Here is a 306-nt window from a genome sequence, read left to right as displayed (position 1 = left end):
GTGTCCAAGTGGACATGACTCAATCATTTAACTTAAGCTTCACATTGATCAGCTATAAAAGATTGAGTGATATGCACTTGTTAGAAGATCTGACTGTGTGATTTTGTGTGGTGGAGCTAAGCGGGATCGAACCGCTGACCTCCTGCGTGCAAGGCAGGCGCTCTCCCAGCTGAGCTATAGCCCCAAAAATCACAAATGGTGGGTCTGGGCAGATTTGAACTGCCGACCTCACCCTTATCAGGGGTGCGCTCTAACCAACTGAGCTACAGACCCGGTCTTTGCAGCAGAATCTTCTTGCATCAGGTT

The 306-nt window shown here is 48.7% G+C and carries 2 tRNA genes; both read right to left on the bottom strand.

Annotated features, from left to right (window positions below):
• Positions 1-108: 108 nt before the first annotated feature.
• A tRNA-Ala gene (locus V6U78_RS12745) sits at positions 109-184 on the bottom strand.
• A 12-nt stretch (positions 185-196) separates the two neighbouring features.
• Positions 197-273: transfer RNA gene (locus tag V6U78_RS12740), tRNA-Ile, on the bottom strand.
• Between the last annotated feature and the right edge of the window lie 33 nt (positions 274-306).

The organism is Marinospirillum alkalitolerans, assembly GCF_045055655.1.
Classification (GTDB): domain Bacteria; phylum Pseudomonadota; class Gammaproteobacteria; order Pseudomonadales; family Halomonadaceae; genus Marinospirillum; species Marinospirillum alkalitolerans.
This window is presented reverse-complemented; position numbering and strand designations above follow the sequence as displayed.